Origin of the sequence: Aerococcus urinae (genome assembly GCF_001543175.1) — a bacterium.
GTDB lineage: Bacteria > Bacillota > Bacilli > Lactobacillales > Aerococcaceae > Aerococcus > Aerococcus urinae.
This window is the reverse complement of sequence record NZ_CP014161.1, coordinates 568,283-588,262: the sequence shown is the minus strand read 5'-3', so window position 1 is coordinate 588,262 and position 19,980 is coordinate 568,283. Positions and strand designations below refer to the sequence as shown.

20 protein-coding genes are annotated in these 19,980 nt (G+C 42.6%); 1 reads left to right on the top strand and 19 read right to left on the bottom strand.

What is annotated here, in order from left to right:
• Positions 1-13: 13 nt before the first annotated feature.
• The 4 genes from AWM73_RS02585 to AWM73_RS02570 all read right to left on the bottom strand — a co-directional run bounded on the left by AWM73_RS02585 (position 14) and on the right by AWM73_RS02570 (position 3,348).
• Positions 14-538, bottom strand: coding sequence for a GNAT family N-acetyltransferase (locus AWM73_RS02585; RefSeq protein WP_060777956.1), 525 nt, complete (start codon positions 536-538; stop codon positions 14-16).
• A gap of 172 nt (positions 539-710) precedes the next feature.
• Positions 711-1,586 carry a MetQ/NlpA family ABC transporter substrate-binding protein gene (locus AWM73_RS02580; protein ID WP_060777955.1) on the bottom strand — a complete coding sequence of 292 codons (876 nt, stop codon included), beginning with the start codon at positions 1,584-1,586 and terminating at the stop codon, positions 711-713.
• 26 nt (positions 1,587-1,612) lie between these two features.
• Entirely contained in the window at positions 1,613-2,290 is a 678-nt protein-coding gene (locus AWM73_RS02575; protein ID WP_060777954.1) for a methionine ABC transporter permease, read from the bottom strand.
• Between the two features lie 2 nt (positions 2,291-2,292).
• Positions 2,293-3,348, bottom strand: a complete 1,056-nt coding sequence (locus AWM73_RS02570) for a methionine ABC transporter ATP-binding protein (RefSeq protein WP_060777953.1) — start codon at positions 3,346-3,348, stop codon at positions 2,293-2,295.
• A 209-nt stretch (positions 3,349-3,557) separates the two neighbouring features.
• Between AWM73_RS02570 and AWM73_RS02565 the strand changes: the two genes are divergently transcribed.
• Entirely contained in the window at positions 3,558-4,028 is a 471-nt protein-coding gene (locus AWM73_RS02565; RefSeq protein ID WP_013668903.1) for a Dps family protein, read from the top strand.
• Positions 4,029-4,086: 58 nt separating this feature from the next.
• On the opposite strand, the gene rplT is transcribed toward AWM73_RS02565, so the two are convergent.
• The 15 genes from rplT to AWM73_RS02490 all read right to left on the bottom strand — a co-directional run bounded on the left by rplT (position 4,087) and on the right by AWM73_RS02490 (position 19,956).
• Positions 4,087-4,446: a 50S ribosomal protein L20 gene (gene rplT, locus AWM73_RS02560; RefSeq protein ID WP_013669362.1), complete on the bottom strand. Its 360-nt coding sequence runs from the start codon at positions 4,444-4,446 to the stop codon at positions 4,087-4,089.
• A gap of 56 nt (positions 4,447-4,502) precedes the next feature.
• A complete protein-coding gene (rpmI, locus tag AWM73_RS02555) occupies positions 4,503-4,703 on the bottom strand; it encodes a 50S ribosomal protein L35 (protein WP_041706153.1) in 201 nt (66 codons plus the stop codon).
• 17 nt (positions 4,704-4,720) lie between these two features.
• Entirely contained in the window at positions 4,721-5,245 is a 525-nt protein-coding gene (gene infC / locus AWM73_RS02550; protein ID WP_060777952.1) for a translation initiation factor IF-3, read from the bottom strand.
• A gap of 233 nt (positions 5,246-5,478) precedes the next feature.
• On the bottom strand, positions 5,479-6,687 hold the full coding sequence (locus AWM73_RS02545; protein WP_076340206.1) for a M20 family metallopeptidase: 1,209 nt from the start codon (positions 6,685-6,687) through the stop codon (positions 5,479-5,481).
• 28 nt (positions 6,688-6,715) lie between these two features.
• Positions 6,716-7,180 carry an O-acetyl-ADP-ribose deacetylase gene (locus tag AWM73_RS02540; RefSeq protein WP_060777951.1) on the bottom strand — a complete coding sequence of 155 codons (465 nt, stop codon included), beginning with the start codon at positions 7,178-7,180 and terminating at the stop codon, positions 6,716-6,718.
• 1 nt (position 7,181) lies between these two features.
• Positions 7,182-7,562 (bottom strand): GtrA family protein, encoded by a 381-nt coding sequence (locus AWM73_RS02535; RefSeq protein ID WP_060777950.1) that lies wholly within the window; start codon positions 7,560-7,562, stop codon positions 7,182-7,184.
• Between the two features lie 121 nt (positions 7,563-7,683).
• A complete protein-coding gene (thrS, locus tag AWM73_RS02530) occupies positions 7,684-9,639 on the bottom strand; it encodes a threonine--tRNA ligase (RefSeq protein ID WP_060777949.1) in 1,956 nt (651 codons plus the stop codon).
• Between the two features lie 303 nt (positions 9,640-9,942).
• Positions 9,943-10,872 carry a primosomal protein DnaI gene (dnaI, locus tag AWM73_RS02525; protein ID WP_060777948.1) on the bottom strand — a complete coding sequence of 310 codons (930 nt, stop codon included), beginning with the start codon at positions 10,870-10,872 and terminating at the stop codon, positions 9,943-9,945.
• On the bottom strand, positions 10,869-12,272 hold the full coding sequence (locus AWM73_RS02520; protein ID WP_060777947.1) for a DnaD domain protein: 1,404 nt from the start codon (positions 12,270-12,272) through the stop codon (positions 10,869-10,871). Before AWM73_RS02520 ends, dnaI begins: the two co-directional genes overlap by 4 nt.
• The gene (nrdR, locus tag AWM73_RS02515; protein ID WP_041706156.1) at positions 12,269-12,790 is read right to left on the bottom strand and encodes a transcriptional regulator NrdR; all 522 of its coding nucleotides are present in this window, start codon (positions 12,788-12,790) and stop codon (positions 12,269-12,271) included. Before nrdR ends, AWM73_RS02520 begins: the two co-directional genes overlap by 4 nt.
• Before the next feature lie 100 nt (positions 12,791-12,890).
• Complete coding sequence (gene coaE / locus AWM73_RS02510; RefSeq protein WP_060777946.1) at positions 12,891-13,499, bottom strand: dephospho-CoA kinase; 609 nt, start codon at positions 13,497-13,499, stop codon at positions 12,891-12,893.
• 13 nt (positions 13,500-13,512) lie between these two features.
• Entirely contained in the window at positions 13,513-14,325 is an 813-nt protein-coding gene (gene mutM, locus AWM73_RS02505) for a DNA-formamidopyrimidine glycosylase (protein WP_060777945.1), read from the bottom strand.
• Positions 14,326-14,950: 625 nt separating this feature from the next.
• Positions 14,951-17,617 (bottom strand): DNA polymerase I, encoded by a 2,667-nt coding sequence (polA, locus tag AWM73_RS02500; protein ID WP_060777944.1) that lies wholly within the window; start codon positions 17,615-17,617, stop codon positions 14,951-14,953.
• 20 nt (positions 17,618-17,637) lie between these two features.
• Positions 17,638-18,054 (bottom strand): hotdog family protein, encoded by a 417-nt coding sequence (locus AWM73_RS02495; RefSeq protein WP_060777943.1) that lies wholly within the window; start codon positions 18,052-18,054, stop codon positions 17,638-17,640.
• Between the two features lie 180 nt (positions 18,055-18,234).
• The gene (locus AWM73_RS02490) at positions 18,235-19,956 is read right to left on the bottom strand and encodes a LysM peptidoglycan-binding domain-containing protein (protein ID WP_060777942.1); all 1,722 of its coding nucleotides are present in this window, start codon (positions 19,954-19,956) and stop codon (positions 18,235-18,237) included.
• Between the last annotated feature and the right edge of the window lie 24 nt (positions 19,957-19,980).

Below are 19,980 nucleotides of genomic sequence, written 5' to 3'. Positions count from 1 at the left end.
AAAATCCAGCTCATCAGCTGGATTTTTTTATTGGAATAATTTTTTCGTAGGCATAGCGTCTGCCACTACCCGCTAATTCAATCTCTCCTAAGTACTGATAACCGGCTTTTAAGATAATCTTCTGCATGCCAAGGTTATCGGGATGGGTATCTATTCTTAAGTCATTAATCTTTAAGTGATAGGCTAGGTCTTCAAAGGCTTGAAATAAGGCCCAACTAAGCCCCTGACCGCGGTACTTAGTCGCCAAGGCCACCCGATGAAAAGCTAGGTAGTCTCCCTGGCCCTGCCAAATTGAATAGTTGTCATAATCCCTGTCTATAGGCCGGGCAATAAAAAATCCGGCCACATCCTCTTCGATTAAGCCTAAATACGCGTTTTTTCCTTCAATATCTTTTAATAAGCTGTCCGCTTGGTAGACGGTTGGATCCTGCCATTGATCAATATTTTGTTGGCGTAAATAGGCCGCCCCCGCCTTAATAATCGCCTGGATAGCTGGTAAATCTTCACTCTGAGCTAAGCGAATTCGCATTTTTTCCATCCTAATTCCTCCCGGTAAAAAGTTCATTACCACTTTACCATAAAGTCCATTAGCATGAGTAATGAAAATTCTTTAGCTCAAAATAAAAAAAGCTTCCATCCACAGATATTTCTAAAGTCTCATGTGGATAGAAGCTTTTAATGCTTAGTAGGTAATCATTAAGAAGTTAGGACTATTTTTGCCCTTCTTCTTGAAGTTTATGGAAGTCTTCTTCTGGTTGATCATTGTCGGTCCAGGCTTTTTGGTCAGCGTTACCAGAGATTTCTTTAATTTTCTTCTCAACGTCTTCACTTTGGTAGGCTTTCACAATCTTCTTATAAACTTCATTGTCTTTATTTTCAGATTTCACTGCAATAATATTCTTATATTGAGTTCCTAAATTATCAAGGTCATCGGTATCAGAGAAAATACCATCATTAGGATCAAAACCTGCTGAAACCGCGTAGTTGGTATTAGCAACAATAGCGTCAGAGTCTTTCAAGGCACGTGGCACTTGGGCAGCATCCATTTCAACCAGCTCAATATTTTTAGGATTCGAGGTAATATCATTAACAGTAGGAGTAATCCCTGCATTATCGTCAATTTCTAAGACACCAGCTTGTTCTAATAAGAGTAAGGCCCGGCCCCCATTAGTAGCGTCATTAGGGATAGCTACTTTAGCATTTTGAGGAAGGTCTTTGAGGTCTTTAACCGTATCGGAGTAGACCACCATGGCTGAAATATAAGTATAACCAATCGGCACTAAGTCAGCATTATTGTTCTTATTATAGTCCAATAAATAAGCCACATGTTGCATAGCATTCATGTCAATTTCGCCTTCTTGAACGGCACGGTTAGGTTGCACATAATCAGAGAATAGTTGAACTTTTAAGTCAATATTTTCATCTTTCAATTTTTCAGAGACTTCGGTCCAAATTTTTTCTTCATTTTCACCAGCAACCCCAACAGTGACAGTACCGCCCTCTTCTGGCGCTTTGGCTTCTTTTGAACAGCCTCCTAGTAATAATAAGGATAAGGCTGAGGCTAAAACAACATTCCATTTCTTCATAAAAATTCTCCCCTTTTATAATTCGTTTAATGTTCGAAATGTTTTACTAAACGGTCAGCAACAGCTTGACTGATGAAGACCATAATTAAAATCAATAAGGTAGCAACTAGGATTACATCATTTTGGTAGCGTTGGTAACCACGGTTAATGGCTAAGTCCCCAAGACCACCGCCACCAACGACACCTGCCATAGCGGTTAAACCAATCACGTTAATGACGGTTAGGGCAGATACCCGAATCAAACCTGGGATAGCTTCTTTCAAGTAAACCCGGCTAACAATTTCAGTTGTGGTAGATCCCATGGCTAGGGCTGCTTCGATGACACCAGGATCAATTTCTAATAAGGCGTTTTGGACTTGGCGGGCATAGAAAGGAATCGTTCCAACAATTAAGGGAACTAGAGCTCCTGCTGTCCCGATGGCTGTCCCCATAATTAGGCGGGTAAAGCCCCCTAAAAGCGCTATTAAAATAACGAAGGGAATCGACCGACCGATGTTAACAACCTTATCTAAGACATTATAAACTGCCTTATTTTCTTTAAGACCTCCTGGCATATAGAGAACTAGGAAGACGCCGACCACTAAACCAATAGCAAAGGCAAAGAGGCAGGTAATAACCGTCATAAATAAGGTTTCCCAAGTGGCTTCAACGAATTGGTCGGAAATAGCCACCACATTTGGCATGATTTTTTCTAAGAATTCCATGCTTATTTATCCCCCTTCTCTATATGATCGAATGTATACTCCTTAGTATGAGACCCACTGCTATGGACAAAGTCAATGGCTTCTTGGACTCGGCTAGGTTCTCCATTTAAGGAAATCAGAAGCGTCCCCACCGGCGTTCCTTGAAGAATTTCAATATTGGCATAAAGGATATTAGCTAATAAATCATACTTCTTAGTCAAGGAGGCAATCAAAGGCTCCCCAGTAGAAGCTCCGGTAAAGTCAATCCGTAAGAGGCGGTCACCCGGCTCAATATTTAATAGATCAGGATTGTCCAGGATAGTTTCAATACCTTTTTCAGTCGGACTAGCTGAACTAATGAAGTCTTGGGTTAATTCTTCATGCGGGTTTGAGAAGATATTTAAAATACTGTCTTGTTCAACCACAGAGCCAGCTTCCATAACCGCTACCCGGTCACAGATTTGTTTGATAACAGCCATTTCATGGGTAATAATGACAATGGTAATTCCCAATTCGCGGTTAACCTGCTTGAGCAAGTCTAAGATTTGGCTAGTTGTCTTAGGGTCTAAGGCACTGGTAGCTTCATCACAGAGAAGGACATGGGGGTCATTGGCCAAGGCCCGCGCAATAGCGACCCTTTGCTTTTGACCGCCGGATAATTGACTAGGATAAGAATCGCCCCGGTTACCCAAGCCTACCAGGTCCAGTAAGTGTTGGACTCTCTTTTGACTTTCTTCTTTAGATAAGCCGGACCCCTTTAAGGGATAGGCAACATTTTCGGCAACTGTCCGGGATTTCATTAAGTTAAAATGTTGGAAAATCATTCCAATTTTTTTACGGGCTAGACGTAGATCTTTTTCAGATAGCGCTGTAATTTCTTGATCATTAACAAAAACCTGTCCACTACTTGGTCTTTGCAGGCAATTAATGGTTCTGACTAAGGTACTTTTTCCAGCGCCAGAGTAGCCAATCACACCAAAAATTTCTCCTGATTGGATGGATAAGGACACATCCTTAACGGCATGAACGGCTTTATCATCACTCTCAAAAGTAACGGATACATTTTTTAATTCAATCAAAACGACCGCCTACCTTTCTATCACTTTCATAAACATTATTCTAACATTTTTTTGCCTTTTCAGCATGGCTTCTATTATATTACACTTGATCGTTTTTATCGATAGCAAAGTTAAATCGTCCTACAAGGCTCTTGCTTTACTTTCAAAAACATTAATTTTATAATTATTCTAAAGTAGAAAGTAATGCTAGAGAAAGGATATGATACATAATGGCATACACAGAAACAAAAAAAGCACTTAATCAATTAGTTGCTGACCTGGTTCAAGCCCACACCGTTATCCATCAAATTCACTGGTATATGCGTGGGGAAGGTTTTCTTTTCTATCATCCAAAACTCGATAGCTTTATGGATGATATTCTTGAACAGCTCGATGTTGTTTCTGAACGTATAATTACTATCGATGGTTCCCCCTTCTCAACCCTTAAGGAATTTTCTGACCATACCCGCATTCCCGACCATAAGGGCGAGTGGAATACCAGTATCCAAGAAGATATGCATCGGGTGGCTGATGTTATCCGCATCTTAGCAGACGACTATCAATTAGGGGTCGACGCAGCAAGTAAGGAAGGCGACGTCGCTAGTGAGGACATCTGTACTGGCTACCTCCGTGACGCTCAAAAAACCCTATGGATGGTTGAAGCGGAACTGGGCCAAGCGCCTAATATTGACAAAGACTAAGGCCAATAAATTTTACTTATAAACATAAAAAGGACCGCTGTGGGTCCTTTTTTAATACTTATTTTTCAAGTGCAGCCTTGGCTTGGTCACAGATTGCAGTGAAAGCTTCAGCATCGTTAACAGCGATATCTGCTAACATTTTACGGTTGATATCCACGTTAGCTTGGTGTAAACCGTTCATTAAACGGCTATAGCTTAAGCCATTTAAACGTGCAGCCGCATTAATACGGGTAATCCATAAACGACGGAAGTCACGTTTTCTTTGACGACGGTCACGGTAAGCGTATGAATAGGATTTCATAACCGCTTGTTTAGCTACTTTATAGTTGGTTGATTTGCTACCAAAGTAACCTTTTGCTAATTTTAAATATTTTTTACGACGACGGCGTGTAACCGTTCCACCTTTAACACGTGCCATGTTATTCCTCCTTGATTATACTTAGTTCTCTATCGATGCGTCCTACTTAACTGATCTTACTTGTAAGTGTCAAGCATTTGTTTAATACGTCTTTGGTCGGAAACATGCACCATTGCTGGTTGTTTGTGTTGACGACGTTGTTTCTTGGTTTTACCGTGAAAACGGTGTGAACGTTCTGAATGGCTACGTTTTAATTTTCCTGAAGCAGTACGTTTAAAACGTTTAGCTGACGCACGATGTGTTTTTTGTTTTGGCATAATATATCCTCCTGAAATTAATCTTCTTTTGGTGCTAATTGTAGTTGCATAGAGCGTCCTTCCATTTTAGGCTTTTGCTCTACAGTAGCTACATCAGCAAGTTCGCTGGCAAAGCGTTCCAAAACCTCGCGACCTAAATCTTTGTGGGTAATGGCGCGACCTCTAAAGCGAATAGAAACCTTCACCTTGTCCCCTTTATCAATGAATTTCTTTCCTTGACGTACTTTAGTTTGAAAGTCGTTTTCATCAATCGTTGGGCTTAAACGGATTTCTTTCACTTGAATCGTCTTTTGATTTTTACGTTGTTCACGCGCTTTACGTTGCTGTTGATAACGATATTTACCATAATCCATGATCCGAGCAACAGGCGGCTTAGCATTAGGTGAGACCAGAACTAAATCGAGTCCTGCTTCCTCAGCCCGGTCTAAGGCATCTCTTTTTGAAATAACCCCTAGCTGTTCTCCTTCTGGATCGATAACGCGTAATTCTTTTGCACGAATATCTTCATTAGTAAATAATTCGTTAAATTTATTCTTAGCGATATACCTTCACCTCCGAATGTTAAAGTGACAACAATAAATGAGATTTCGGCATAGAAAAACGGCGAATATAAAACACTATACCCGCCGTACTTGCACAATAGTCCCTAGAGACCATTGTGTCACTGTATCTATCGGCCCGAGGACGTCCTTGTCAACTCAGGCGAGAAACGGGTGTTTCTGCTTCTTTTCTCAACTTTTATAGATTACTATAAAGCTTTCACCTTGTCAAGACATTATTCTTTAATTTGTGCTTTAAAGGCTTCTTTCACTTTTAAGAGCAAGTCAGGATCTTGATCAAGTTCAATAGCTAAAGCGACAAAGGCTTCCACGGCTCGCTTAAGTTGCTGGTGGGCTTCTGGACTATCAGCCACTTGGAGAAAGCCTTCTTCATGAACGAAAACCTTACCCTGGCCAACGCCCACATTGCCATAAAAAGTTGGGCAAGCATAGCTCACATTACCAATATCGGTAGACCCAGGTTTTTCCTCTTCCTCGCTAATATCGTCAAAACCACTCAGGCGCATGTGATCTTCCATGCGGTCGGCCAAAACTGGATTAACTAAGAGGTCATAGAATTCATTTTCTGGATAGCTGATTTCCAATTGACAGCCTGTCATCAAGGCCGCGCCGCGGGCACAATTAATGACCCGATCCATGGCATGACGATAAGTGGCTAATTTAGGTGCCCGCACATAGAAGAAAGCCGTCGCCGATTCAGGAATAACATTGGCGGCCTGGCCCCCTTCTTTAATAATGCCATGGATGCGAACATCACTGGGCAGTTGTTGCCTGAGGTAAGAGATCCCAGTAAATGTCAAGTTGACAGCATCCAAGGCGTTGATTCCCAATTCGGGACTCATGGCGGCATGGGCGGCCCGGCCGATAAAGTGAAAGTTGACGGCATTCATGGCTAGGGCACTGGCCTTGAGGTTGGTACTTTCATAGAGGTGCATCTGCATACAGGTATCAATATCATCAAAAGCTCCGCTCCGAGCTAAATCAACCTTGCGGCCAAAATTTTCTTCCGCTGGCGTACCAATCACGACCACCGTTCCTTGGAAGAACTTCTTCATTTGACTTAAGACAATTCCTGCCCCTACAGTCGAAGCTGAGATCCAATTGTGGCCACAAGCGTGACCTGGTTTTTTATCGGGTCCGAAACCCGGCAAGGCATCATATTCCGCTAAAAAGGCAATCTTAGGCCCATCTCCCAAGCGGAATTCTGCTCGGAAGGCGGTTTCAATCCCCTGATAGGCTCGGTCTACCTGAAAACCAGCTTCTTGGAGGAGCTTGACAAGATAGTCCGAAGACACGTATTCCTGGTCGCCTAATTCTGGATGTTGGAAAATGAACTGACTGATATCAAGAATTTGCGGAAAATTTGCTTTAACTTTTTGTCGCACATGATCATGAAGGGCGGTGATTTTTTGCTCATCTTTCATTAATGCTTTACCTTCTCTCTGTGAGTTATTAGGGATAGAGGACCAGAAAGACGTCGAGGTCTTTGGGATAAGTGGCTAAAAAACTTTGAATGGTACTTTTTGCCACTGACAAAGCTTGGTCCTTGGGATAGCCATATACCCCAGCGGATATTAAAGGAAAGGCCAGCGACTTTACCGGGATACTAGCAGCTAGCTGGAGAGACTCTAGGTAGCAAGAAGTTAATAGGGCTTCTTCTTCCTGGTCGCCACCCTGCCAAACTGGCCCTACCGTGTGAATAACATAATCAGCGGGTAATTGATAACCGCGGGTTAATTTGGCCTGACCAGTTGGACAGCCCCCTAATTGCTTGCATTCAGCCAAAAGTTCAGGGCCAGCCGCCTGGTGAATGGCCCCATCGACACCTCCACCTCCTAGCAGGGAGGAGTTGGCTGCATTGACAATGGCTTCTACTTCCACTTGGGTAATATCCCCATGAATGACTTGAAATGTCATATCACTGCTCGCTTTCTAATAATGCTTTTCGGCTAAGAAAATTATAAACCATGACCACAAGGATGCCAGCTAATTTAGCCAGATGGGCGTCCAGGCTTAGTTGCTCTATCAGTAGGTATAAGATCAGTTCTTGAATCAGCAAGCCTGAAAGAGCTAAGACTAAAAACAGGAGAAATTCCTGCCAGCGCTCCTCCTTAGAAAAGCTAGACTGAAAGACAAAGCGCATACTGGCCCAATAGTTAAAGACTAAGGAAAGCATAAAGGCACACACATTAGCCCCTAAGTAATGGACTTGACAGCTGATTAATAAGCTAAAGACGAAAAAATCAAGAAGCGTGCTTAGCCCACCTACCAGGATAAAGCGCATAATTTGCCTGATCATCTTTTCCCACCACTTTTCTTTTTTGAAGTCACTTGCTTTTAGCTGATAAAAAACGTGCCAGCTTTAAGCTAATCGGTCTCTAAATCATTAGCTTAAAAGCATAAGCACGTTGTCAACTTAACTAGTCTTTTACACCATAACTTTCAATTTCTGCATGGATCATGCTGAGAAATTCATCTAAATCAACAGTTTCCGTTTTCTTAGACCCATAACAACGGACAGTTACCGTGCCATTTTCAATTTCATTGTCACCAAAGACTAATTGATAAGGTACCTTGCGGGTTTGGGCTTCACGAATCTTGTAACCCATTTTTTCATTGCGGTCATCGACTTCAATCCGTAGTCCTTCACTGCGCATGCGGTTAGCCACTTGGTAGACATAATCCGCATGTTGGTTTTCATTCACTGGGATTAAAATGGCTTGTTGTGGAGCTAACCAAGTTGGGAAGGCCCCCTTATATTCTTCAATTAAGTAAGCTACAAAACGTTCCATAGTGGAAACAATTCCCCGGTGAATCATCACTGGACGGTGGGTATTTTGACCATCTTCACCGACATAGGTCACATCGAATTTTTCCGGTAGGAGGAAGTCTAATTGGATGGTTGAAAGGGTTTCTTCATTGCCTAGGGCAGTTTTCACTTGAACATCTAACTTAGGTCCGTAGAAAGCGGCTTCCCCTTCTGCTTCAAAGTAGTCCAAGCCTAATTCATCCATAGCTTCCTTTAACATGGATTGGGCTTTTTCCCACATTTCATCATCATCAAAGTATTTCTTGGTATCTTTAGGGTCGCGGTAGCTTAAACGATAGCGGTAGTCAGTAATATTGAAGTCATGGTAAGCATCTTGCATGAAGCGTAAAATGCTCTTGAATTCGTCCTTAATTTGGTCTAAACGCACAAAGATATGGGAGTCATTCAGGGTCATTTCTCTTACCCGTTGTAAACCAGATAGAGCGCCTGATTTTTCATAACGGTGCATCATGCCTAGTTCGGCAATGCGGATAGGTAATTCCCGGTAAGAATGCACCTTATTTTGGTAAACCCGGATGTGGTGAGGGCAGTTCATTGGACGTAAGACAAAGCTTTCACCATCTTCAAAATCCATGGTTGGAAACATGTCGTCACTATAATGGTCCCAGTGACCAGACGTCTTGTATAAGTCTACATCAGCCATGATTGGGGTATAGACGTGTTGGTAACCGGCTTGAACTTCCTTGTCGACAATATAGCGTTCAACTTGACGGCGAATGGTTGCTCCGTTTGGTAACCAGAATGGCAGGCCTTGTCCAGTTTTAGGATCAATCATAAAGAGATCTAATTCTTTACCAATTTTACGGTGGTCACGTTCCTTAGCTTCTTCGCGACGTTTAAGATCCTCTTTAAGGTCTTTTTCATTGAAGTAACTGGTTCCATAAACCCTTTGCATCATAGCATTGTCAGAGTTCCCTCGCCAGTAAGCTCCTGCTAAGGAAAGTAATTTAAAGTGTTTAATATAGCCTGTTGATGGAACATGACCACCCCGGCAGAGGTCAGTAAATTCTCCTTGGCTATAGGTGGTAAGGGTAGCATCTTCAGGTAAATCAGCAATAATTTCTAACTTATAAGGGTCATTTTTAAAGATTTCCTTGGCTTCTTCACGGCTTACTTCCTTACCTTCCACTGGGTAGTCTTCTTTAACAATCTTTTCCATCTCAGCTTCAACCCGTGGCAAGTCTTCCTCACTCACTTGTTGGCCTTGACCATTATCGGTGTCATAGTAGAAGCCGTTTTCAATGGCTGGGCCGACCCCAAATTTAATATTAGGATAGAGACGGCGTAGGGCTTGAGCCAGTAAATGGGCACTGGAATGGCGGAGAATATCTAAGGCTTCTTGTTCAGTTTCTTTATTCTTAGGGTCGATTAACCGAATGCTGCCATCACTGTCAATGGCTTCATCTAAGCCTTTTAATTCATCGTTTAAGGTGTAAGCCACCACCCGTTTGGCTAAAGAATTACTAATGGATTTAGCCACATCGCGGCCACTCACACCGGCTTCAAATTCTTTTACACTTTGATCAGGAAAAGTTAACTGTATCATTTTATCAAATTCCTCCTATAAAAAAATCCCTTCTGAGAATACTCAGAAGGGACGATTACAAATTGATATCGTGGTTCCACCCTAGTTTACACCGATTGTGTCTCTAGTACGCTGATAACGTTGCGCTAACGTCATAATAGAAAGTCTAAGAAGTGGTATCCTATAAAACCTGTCAGGCATTTGCACCATCTAGCCTGTCTCTTATACAAGTTGATTATATTCAGTCTTCTATCATTGACTTGCTTTAATTAAAGCACTTTTTATGAAACAATTCAAGCTTTTATTTAGGAAAGTGAAGTGACTCTAATCCGAATAGCGACGGTTGCGCCCGGACATAGTTACTTCCTCGCTCAAATAACGAACCCTTTCCATAATCCGCTGCGCCTTGACGGTTTCCGAATCTCCTTGATTAGTATGGGCCAAATGATTTTCTAATTCCTTCATGGAAAAATTAGAAGTGAAAAAGGTAGCCTGGCTTTGACTCATACGGTTCTGCAAGAGAACCCCTAGGACTTCATCACGGACCCAGGCCGAATTACTTTCAGCACCAATATCATCAATCATTAATACTTGGGCGTCTTGGAGGCTCTTGAGTCGCTGGTTAACACGATTATCTTTGATGGCACTCTTGATCTCACTAATAAAAGTAGGATAGTGGAACAAGGTAGTCGTGAAACCATGTTCAGCCAAGTGATTAGCCACAGCTGCCGCTAAAAAGGACTTCCCCACGCCAAAGGGGCCATGTAAGTAAAGGCCTTGGTGAAATTGCTTGGGCTTAGACTGCATGGCTTCGACAAAATCAATAGCCTTCTCCAAGGCAGCTTGCCGTTTGGGATCGGTCAGGTCAAAGTTTTGGAAGGAGGCTTCCTTTAAATCCTTAGGCATTTCCAGTAAAGTGACCCGTTGCTTCTTCTCCCGCTCTTTTTGGGCGGCGAGGAATTCATCAGTCGCCTGGTATTCAATATCAATATAATTAAAATTCATAATGAGCTTGGGATAGAAATTAGGAAATTTGGGTCTTTTCCCCGCCCTTATCCGTTCTTTTTCTTGAACAAATTCATAGAGTTTCGATATCGAACGGTCAATCGTTTCTTGGTCTAAGTCTTCTTTATGCTTATCAATAAATTGTCTAACATCCGGATCACTCAAGACTTGGGCCTTGGTTTGGTCTAAGCGTTGGCGAAAGTTGCCTTTATTGAGCTCATGGCTGATATCTTCCCCAATATTTCTCATTCGTCTCCCTCCTCACTATTCAACGCCCGAATTCGATCGGCTAAGGCTTGGACACTTTCATGGTCCATTTTTTCCTCTTTATCTGCCACCTCTTGTTTTTGATTAAACCAAGCGGGCTGTAATTCTTGGTAAGTCTTACGTTTGGTATTTTGTCGCTTATTTTTGCTTTGTCTTTGTTTTTGAATCCGTTTAGTCCGTTTGTTGAGATAGGTCAGCGCCTGTTCCGGACTTTGAATATTTTTTTGACTCCAATCATCCACTGTCCGCTCAAAGGTCGACCGGATGATACTTGAACTTTCCTGGCTGATCAAATAATAGTGAATCATGATGTTCAAGGTAGGTCCATCGATAAGGCCCTTATTCATGACCATCTCTAAGGTTTTTATCTCGTTGGTAGTTAGATAGCCGTTTTTTTGTTCTTTGATAGTCTTAGCAAAGGTTAGGGGCGGATAAGCCTTAGCTGCCTTGATCAAGGCTAGACTAGCTTCATCTTGATTTTCTTTAGGTAAATCCTGACCCTGACTCTCGGTCTGCTGCTTGACTTGGTCCATTTGATAGTCAGGTCGTTTATTTACCGGTTGGTCCGCCATGGCCTTGATCACTAGGCCTTGGTAGTAATTAATGTCCACTTGGTTGGTTCTTACATTACTTGCCTTAATGGCAAACTGAGACAGGGCTACTTCATCCAAACCATAGAGGGCATGGAGAGTCTGGGTCATCTCCTTCACTTCTTGACTAACCGCCCGCTCACTAAGGAAAGACCTTTGAACCAACTCGGTAAAATAAGCCATATCAAAATCACTGACCAGACTAGTTTTTAAAGAGGTTTTACTTGGCTTCTTTAACAAGCTTTGCTTTTCGCTTTCACTCAATTGGCGACTGCTTTGAGACAGGTGAAAAACATCCTGAAAAGTCGCTGTGACCTCCTGCCAGTCATTTTCCTGACTATCGGTGATTTTTTCAAAGCTAAAGCGGTCTAATAAGCGATTAAACCGCTCTTCCCCCACATGGTCCAAAAGCAAGCTAGTCATTAAGCTATCCTTAAAAAACTGCTCAGAAGAAACCGGTGCTAACAACTGATAGAGGGCCTGCACTGGAGCTTGACCACTTTGCTGGGTGTAGCTACGTAAGAGGCCAATGGCTTCTAAGCGGCGCCTACTTCTAACATAGCGTTCTTTAGAAAAAACCAATTGGTCCATGATTTCCCCATGGTTAATCACTTCTGATTGATAGTCTGAACGGTCAATATAGGCATAGAGAGTCATATAGAGTGCAAAGGCTTCGGCCCCAATAATTGGTTGATAGAGATAGGTTAGAACTTCCAGATTAACATTGGAAACAATTTGTGTGAGGATAATTTTGAGAGGTTCACGTGGATTTAACTTTTCCCATGGATTCAAGACTGATCTTCCTCCGCGTTATTGGCTTCTAAGTCTAAATTCGTTTGCCCCTCCGCGTTATTTTTTTGCATTTGCTTCAACTGCTCAATTTCTTGCAAAAAGACGGTAGGATCTTCGAAGTGACGGTAGACACTGGCATAGCGAATATAGGCAACTTCATCGATCTTGGGCAAAATATCCATGACCATTTCCCCTATTAGGGTTGAAGGCACCTCGTTTTGTCCTTTTTGCCGAATGTCCGATTCGATATTCTTAACCACTTCTTCTAAGGTTTCTAGGGCAATTGGCCGTTTTTCACAGGATCTCACTAAGCCCCGTAATAATTTTTCTTTGGAAAATTCTTCCCGGGTACCGTCCCGCTTGATAACCAGTAAAGGCATCTTTTCTACCCGTTCAAAGGTCGTGAAGCGAAAATCACATTGCGTACATAGGCGTCGCCTTCTTATCGATGTATTTTCCTCCACAGGCCGACTATCGATTACCTTCGTATTATTATCTTGACATCTGGGGCAGCGCACAATATTCACCTTCCTTGGACATTTTCTAAAATATTTCTTTTATTAATTATAGCACAGTTTAAAGGCGGAAGGATAAGGGGCAAAATCCAGCTTGGTCAGCTTATTTTATGGCTTGAAAGCCTTGGATGCTCAACCAGGCCTCGACTTGCTTTTCCGTTTGATGGATGCTGCCCTGGTTATCAATCACAATATCTGCCCAGCGAAGTTTCTGTTCAATATTATATTGAGACAGCATGCGGTCAAAGGCCTCGTCTTCACTTAAATTATCCCGGTCCATCAGTCGTTGCAATTGAATGCTTTCTGGAACATAGACCAACATCACCGCATCACAAGCGTCCTGGTACTTGGTCTCATAGAGTAAAGGAATATCCAAAACAATCAATTGATGGCCCTGGTCTTGGTAAGACTGGGCTTGGTCGTTGACCCAGTCATAGATATAAGGCAAGAGCAGTTGATTAAGCGCTGTGAGTTGATCCTTATCGGTAAAGACCACATCCCCTAGTTTCTTCCGGTTAAGGGTGCCATTGGGAAAGAGAAAATCCTCTCCAAAATGCTCTTTTATAGCTTGTAAACCCTGTGTTCCCGGCTCAACCACAGCTCGAGCCCCCAGGTCTGCATCCACTACCGGAAAACCAACTTTTTTAAAATAATTAGAAACAGTAGATTTTCCTGTAGCAATTGACCCTGTTAATCCTAAGCGAAAAGTCATTCATACACTCCCTTTATTTCTGACAATTGGGACAAAAATGCGTCCCTCGCTGTCCTAACTTAATTTTCTCAATGGTTCTTCCACAATTTAAACAGGCTTGGCCCTGGCGCTGGTAAACTTTGAGATAATTTTGATATTGACCGTCCTCCCCTAAGGTGTTCTGATAGGTCCGCACACTAGAGCCGCCTAAGTCTACCGCTCGACTCAGTATATCTCGCATAGCTTCTAATAGGAGCAAGGTCTCTTGGTCAGTCAACGAATTGGCTAGCCGACCTGGATAAATTCCCGCTTGAAATAGAGATTCATCAGCATAAATATTACCAATTCCGGCAATCTTTTGCTGGTCCAGTAATAATGATTTAATGGGTCGCTTGGATGCCGCTAATATTTTTTGGAATTGATCCAAGCTGATATCCCAGGGTTCTGGACCGAGTTTTAAATTTTTAATAGCTTGGGGCATATCTTGGCGAGAAAATAAGGATATCCGACCAAATTTACGCACATCATGATAGCGTAAGTCCCTGCCATCACGCAAGTGACAGATGAGGTGACTATGCTTTAAAACCGGTGTCTGCCTAGCGCAGACAAAATACTTGCCTTCCATCCGCAGATGGCTAATCCAGGCGTAATCGCTCCAATAAAAAAACAGGTATTTTCCATAACGGTCGACTCGTTCAAAGGTCTCCCCTTGCATGGCTTGGCGAAAGACTTGGGCTGGACAATTAATAATCTTTGCCCATTTTACTTCCACATCCTGTATTTGGGCTTGAGGAAGGACTCTATTAAGCCCCCGTCTCACATTTTCTACTTCAGGTAACTCTGGCATTAACTAGCCTCCTTCATCCCGCTAAAATACTGTTAGCAGTCTAACCTATTCTAATCAAACAATAACCATAAATAAAGAAAAAGAGTGCGACAGGTGCACAGAAAGGCAAGAGCACTGGAACTAAAGGGCGTAAGAATTCTAAAAAGAATTCATCGTCCTTTAGTGAAGTGGATGCTTGCCTTGCACCAGGAGCACGTTTAAAAGAGTGCGACAAGCGCAAAAAGAGGGGAGACCATTGGAAGAAGTGGAGCTCACCTCGCGCTTGGAACAGGTTTAAAAAGAGTGCGATGATCACATCAAAGGATGAAAACACTGGAGAAAACTGGAATAAGCTCAGTGGAACTGAGCGTTACCAGCTTTTTGAAGTGGACGTTCGTCCTGTGACCAGTGCACGTTTAAAAGAGTGCGACGGGTGCGCCAAAGGACGAAAACGCTAGTCATACTATATCCTCAGATTTGGACAGCTAAAACAAAAACGAAGAGAAAACCGTATTCAATAGTCTCCCTTCGTTTATGAAAATGCCAGCAAAGCTAATTTTTAAATCAGGTTTTACTCCCTTTATTTGAAGGGCTTTGAACTCCTGTCCCAGCCTATCTTCTCCATTAAAACCTTTCTTAGATTTTCCTACTTGGCATCATACCAAGTGGACCCGTAGTTACTATCAACAATTAATGGGACGTCTAAGGAAACTGCATTTTCCATGACCTCTTTAACTAAGGCAGCTAAGTCTTCTAAGTCCTCTTTGGCTACTTCAAAAATTAACTCATCGTGGACTTGGAGGAGAAGATTCGCTTGAAGTTGATGTTCCTTTAAGGCTTGATCCATCTCAACCATGGCTACCTTAATAATATCGGCTGCCGTTCCTTGAATTGGCGAATTCATTGCGGTTCTTTCGGCAAAGGACCGAACATTATAATTTTTAGCCTTTAAGTCAGGGAGGTAACGGCGACGGTTAAAGAGAGTCTTAGCGTAACCGGCCTCACGGGCAATTTCCACACTCTTGTCCATATATTCGGCCACTTTAGGGTAAATTTCAAAATATTTATCAATAAAGGCCTTGGCCTCTTGACGAGAAATCGAGAGGTTTTGACTGAGACCATAGTCACTAATCCCGTAAACAATTCCAAAATTAACTGCCTTGGCTTGACGTCTTTCATCCTTACTAATGTCCTTTTCATCTTTATGGAAGACTTTGGCCGCTGTAGCGGTGTGGATATCCTTATTTTCTTTAAAGGCTTCTTGGAGATGGGGGTCACCAGAAACATGGGCAAGGACACGTAATTCAATTTGCGAATAGTCCGATGAGAAAATGACCCAGTCCGTATGAGAAGGCACAAAGGCTTGGCGAATTTTACGCCCCTCTTCGGTACGGATAGGAATATTTTGTAAGTTCGGATCGGCTGAACTTAAGCGCCCGGTCGTCGTTAGGGTTTGAATGAAACGACTGTGTACCTTGCCATCTTGGTGGATGTAATCGAGGATTCCTTGAACATAAGTGGATTGGAGCTTAGCTAATTGGCGATAGGCTAGGATCAAATCAATGATGGGCACCCCTTGTAATTTTTCCAATTCCGATTGGGCCGTTGAATAATTACCGGACTTGGTTTTCTTGCCACCCTTTAGGCCCATATCTTCGAAGAGAATCTTGCTCAACTGTTGGGTAGAATTAATATTAAATTCAACCCCGGCTTCTCGGTAGATTTCTTCTTGCAGCTGGTCAAGTTGCTCTTCATAAGACTGGGATAAACCTACCAGCCTGCTGCGGTCAACGGAAATCCCCATAATTTCCATTTTAGCTAGAACTTGGGCTAGAGGGAGTTCAATTTTTTGGTAAAGTTCGACCATCTCATCCGCTTCGAGACGGTCTTTAATAATGGGTAGTAGGTCATTAATGACGGATACCTTAGCCACCAGGTGGTCATAAAGACGGGTTTTATCTTCAGGAACCGCCACTTTCTTGCCTTTCCCATAGACTTCACTATCATAGGCTAGATAATCCAAATTGAATTCTCGTGCCACATTAGCCACATCGCCACTTAAATCACGTGCATGGATGAGATAGGAAGCGATAAGGACATCATCACTAACCCCCTCTAAGTCCATCCCCAAGTCTTTTAAGATCACTTGGCTGCGCTTAGCATCATAGAGGACCTTTTTAGCATGGGGATCTTCAATCCAATTTTTGAAAGCTTGGCTTTCCCTCACCAGGTCTGGAGAGGCCAAGTAGATATTATCCTTATTCCCCCAAACAACGTAGATTAACTCCCCTTCATGGTAATTATTTTCGAACATTTCTAGGTAGAGGGCTGTTTGGTCTTGGGTGAAGTGCTTAGCTTCAAGCTGGTCAAGGACTTGATACTCAGGGACTTGCCAGCTGGAATCCTCTAATTCAAAGTCAGCGTCAGCCCCAGAGTTAGCTAAGAATTTTTCCATAAATTGCTTGAAGTTCATCTCACGATAAAAGTTAACCAAATCTTGAGCCTGAATGCCTTGGCATTTTAAGTCTGTCAGAGATTTTTCAACTGGGGCATCAAGAATAATTCGGGCTAATTTTTTGGATAAAAAGGCCTGGTCCTTATCCTTGACTAAGTTTTCCTTACGTTTTTTCCCGGAGACTTGGTCGATATTGGCATAGACCTCTTCCATGGAACCAAATTCCTGAATTAATTTCAAGGCAGTCTTCTCCCCAATCCCAGTCACGCCAGGATAATTATCGGAATTATCGCCCATCAATCCCTTAACATCAATGAGCTGTTCAGGGCTTATCCCTTGGTCTGCTTGGATGGATTGGGGGGTATAGGAATCGATATTAGTAACCCCCTTGCGGTTAATATCTACCCTAACCTGGTCTCTAGCTAGTTGAATCAAGTCCTTGTCCCCTGAAATAATGACCACATCCATCCCGGCCTCTGCGCCTCTTTGGGACAGGGTACCGATGATATCATCCGCTTCGTAATTCGCTAATTCATAGTGGGCAATACCAAATGCATCCAGCAATTTATTAAAATAAGGCATCTGTTCTACAAATTCTTGTGGCGTTTTATCCCGACCACCCTTATATTCAGGATAATACTCGGTTCGAAAAGTGGTCTTACCAGCATCCCAAGCCACCAGGGCATGGCTAGGCTTTTCTTTTTCTAAGACGTGGGTCAACATCAAGTGAAAAGCATATAGTGCATTGGTATGTAGCCCTTTATTATTTTTAAAACGATTTAAATCATGCATGGCAAAAAAAGCCCGAAAGGCTAATGATGAGCCATCGAATAGCAATAATTTTTCTTGCTTTGACAAGTTGATTCTCCTTTACACTCTTAATGGTCCATATATTGGGGAAGAACGGTTATCATGGCATCCATCACATTTTTTTCTCCCGTCGTTTCATTATTAGTAATGACATGAATAGTGAGGTAACCCTTTAATTCATCAACTCTTAAAATTTCAAAATGAAAGGTCAGGGTCACATGATGATAGATGGGATTATTAATCGTAAAATTCAATTCCACCAGGTCTGAATTAGGACCAGGGAATTGACCTGAAACTGTCCGTGTTACAGCTCCAATCAGAGCAATGGGCGGAATCTGGGCCCCCTCCCTACCAGGTAAATAAAGCGGATTATGATCATCCGTTACCCCCATGTAGAGCATGATATCGCGTTCACGAAAAGATTCCGTTGTGGAAAAAGTATCGCCCACTTGAAACCTTCTTTTCTGATTTTGCTTTTCTTCCATTAGCCACCACTCTTCTCCCTTATATTTTAAGTATTTCTTTTATTTTAGCAAAAGCAGACCCAGTTGACAAAAAGCCTAGCTAGGAAAAATAAAAGCCAATGATTAAAAAAGCCTGACCAAACTGGCTAGGTCAGCGATGACTTAGAGACAGTGGTCAGACTTTTCAAATATTTTTATATTTTATTGTGGAATAACCAATTGTTGACCAGGTAAAATCAATGAGTTGGCCTTTAATTGATTGGCTGCCAGTAATTGGTTTAAGGACACCCCATGGTTAAGTGCAATTCGATATAAGTTATCGCCGGCCTTAATTTGATAAGTATTGGCCGCTTGAACTTGACTGACTGGCTTAGGGCTGGCTGGCCTTTGACTAGGGGTTGGTGCAGTAATTTCTTGACTAGCACTTACTCCTGATTTAGCTGTGGGTTGATAAGCAGCTTTAGCCGCTAAATTCAATTTTTGCCCTACATAAATCGCATTAGAAGTTAAGCCGTTCATTTCTTTTAACTGATTCACAGTCAGGCCTTGGTTACGGGCAATGCGGTAGAGGGTGTCCCCAGCTTGGACTTGGTAGACCCCTGCCTGACTACCATTATGACTTGGTCTTGGGTTATTGGCAGCTGGGCTATTGTTAGATGGCTTATGACTGCCTTGGCTAGTTTGGTTAGTAAAGACTTGACCAGGATAAATGAAATTCGAAGTTAAGCCATACTTAGCCTTTAAAGTATCCACAGTCATACCCAAGTGCCGTGCCACTGTCCACAAGCCGTCCCCAGCTTGGACGGTGTAAGACTTGTAGCCTGCATGGCTTTGACCTTGAGATTGCTGATTGGTAGTTGTGCCTGCTGGGCTAGCTGAGTTTTGTTTTTGTCCAGGAGCATAGAGAACCTGACCAGGGTAGATAAAGTTAGAAGTTAAGCCATTAGCAGCTTTAACTGCTTCAATGGTCGTTCCCAAGTTCTTAGCAACCGTCCACAAACCATCCCCAGCCTGGACCCGATAGGATTGTTTTGCAGACTGAGCGGGCTTAGCAGCAGGGCTAGAAGTCCTTACTGGTGAGCTCGTATTTGCCTTAGCTGGACTGGATGAGCTTGCCCCGGCGTAAAGGACTTGACCAGGGTATATCAGGTTGGAACTGAGGCCGTTAGCTTGTTTGACTGCCTCAATACTGGTTCCGAGTTGGCGAGCTACTGTCCATAGACCGTCACCAGGTTTCACTACATAGGACCGTCCCCCAGGTTGAGCTGTAGGCGTGCTTACTTGGCTGGAATTTCTTTGATTGTTACTAATGGTTTTCCCTGGCGTATCGTATTGGCTTAAATTATTCTTAGCGATAATGCTATTTAATTTACTGCCATAGGAAGTATCGGTTGCATAGCGACCGGTTAACCAAGCCGTGGCATCCTTATAGGAATTAGTCTTGCTCTTCCAGGCCCCGCTATAGAAATTAGGGTTCCAGGAAGTCCCATTCTTTAATACGCCAACATAATCGATGAGGGATTCCCGGTAAGATGGATACATCCGAAAGCCATCATTAATTTGATAATAATTTCCGCGACCATCATCCTCTAGGGTGTTAAAATTAGCCGTTTTTCCTTTATAATTTCCCTTGATACCAAAGAGATTATTATAGGGTGCTTGAGATAAGCGACTAGATCCCCAGCCTGATTCTAAGGCAGCTTGTGCCATCATCACGGAAGCATAAAGGTCATTTTGATTGGCTAAGTCATAGGCGTAAGGTAAAATTTTATTAAGAAAATTATTGCTAGTGGGTGCCAAAGTCGTTGCTTGGACGGGTGTATAGTTTGCCAATGCATCTGCCCCAGCAATAGCAACTACGGAGCTCAATAAAACCGCACTGGTCTTAATAAGTTTCTTGGACTTTTCTTGATGACCTGTCATAATATTAGAAATCCCCTCTCATTA